Below are 1,415 nucleotides of genomic sequence, written 5' to 3' on the forward strand. Positions count from 1 at the left end.
AACTGCTGCTGCGTAAAGAGGGCGCGCACTTTAGTTCGCTGCCGCTGGCGGGCTCTGCGCGCCGTCAGCCGGACGATGTGCTGGATCGCGAAGCGGGCACTAAGCTGCTGGCCTCCGAAAAAGACCGTCACGAGCACGACCTGGTAACCCAGGCGATGAAAACCATTCTGGAACCGCGCAGCCATCATTTGAGCATGCCGGCTTCCCCGCAGCTCATTACCACCCCAACGCTGTGGCATCTGGCCACGCCGGTTGAGGGTGACGCGCGTGAAAACGAGAACGCCCTGACGCTGGCCTGCCTGCTGCACCCGACCCCGGCCCTGAGCGGTTTCCCGCATCAGGCGGCAAAAGAACTCATTGCCGAGCTGGAGCCCTTCGACCGCGAACTGTTCGGCGGCATTGTTGGCTGGTGCGACAGCGAAGGTAACGGCGAGTGGGTGGTAACTATCCGCTGCGCGCGGCTGCATCAAAATACCGTTCGCCTGTTTGCCGGCGCGGGCATTGTGCCTGCTTCCTCCCCGGTGGGCGAGTGGCGCGAGACGGGCGTGAAGCTCTCCACCATGCTCAACGTGTTTGGTTTGCACTAAGGAATACTCATGACCATCCCTTTTACCCGCTGGCCTGAGGATTTTGCCCGGCGCTACCGTGAAAAAGGCTACTGGCAGGATCTGCCGCTGACCCACATCCTGACGGACCATGCGGACAGCGATGCGGTCGCGATAATTGACGGCGATCGCCGCATTACCTACCGCGCGTTTAATCAGGCGGTGACGAATCTGGCGTCCGCCCTTCAGGCGCAGGGGCTGCATCGCGGCGAGACCGCGCTGGTGCAGCTCGGCAACGTGGCCGAGTTCTACATCACCTTCTTCGCGCTACTGCAAATCGGCGTCGCGCCGGTCAACGCGCTCTTTAGCCATCAGCGCAGTGAACTCAACGCCTACGCGGAGCAGATCAAACCCGCCGTACTGATTGCCGATCGCGACCACGCGCTGTTCTCGGGCGATGATTTTCTCAACACCTTTGTGGATGCGCATCGCTCGTTACGCGTCGTGCTGCTGCGCGGCGATAAGGGCGAACACGCGCTGGAGGCGGCGATTGCGCGCCCGGCGGACAATTTCATCCCGAACCCGACGCCCGCCGACGAAGTGGCGTTCTTCCAGCTCTCCGGCGGCAGCACCGGCACGCCGAAGCTGATCCCGCGTACGCACAACGACTACGACTACAGCATTCGCCGCAGCAACGAAATCTGCGGTATCACTGCGCACACCCGCTATCTGAACGCGCTTCCCGCGGCGCACAACTACGCCATGAGTTCGCCGGGATCGTTAGGCGTTTTCACGGCGGGCGGCTGCGTGGTGCTGGCGAACGATCCGAGCGCCACGCTCTGCTTCCCGCTGATTGAGCAGCATCAGATC

At 62.6% G+C, this 1,415-nt stretch carries 2 protein-coding genes; both read left to right on the forward strand.

Annotated elements, in window-relative coordinates; all coding sequences use genetic code 11:
- A partial coding sequence (locus DD606_RS25190; protein ID WP_176691497.1) for a chorismate-binding protein occupies positions 1–587 on the forward strand: 587 nt, incomplete at its 5' end.
- A 9-nt stretch (positions 588–596) separates the two neighbouring features.
- The coding region (locus tag DD606_RS25195; protein WP_139158380.1) for an AMP-binding protein at positions 597–1,415 on the forward strand (819 nt) is incomplete at its 3' end.

Source organism: Enterobacter cloacae complex sp. GF14B (assembly GCF_004136805.1).
Lineage (GTDB): Bacteria > Pseudomonadota > Gammaproteobacteria > Enterobacterales > Enterobacteriaceae > Enterobacter > Enterobacter hormaechei_C.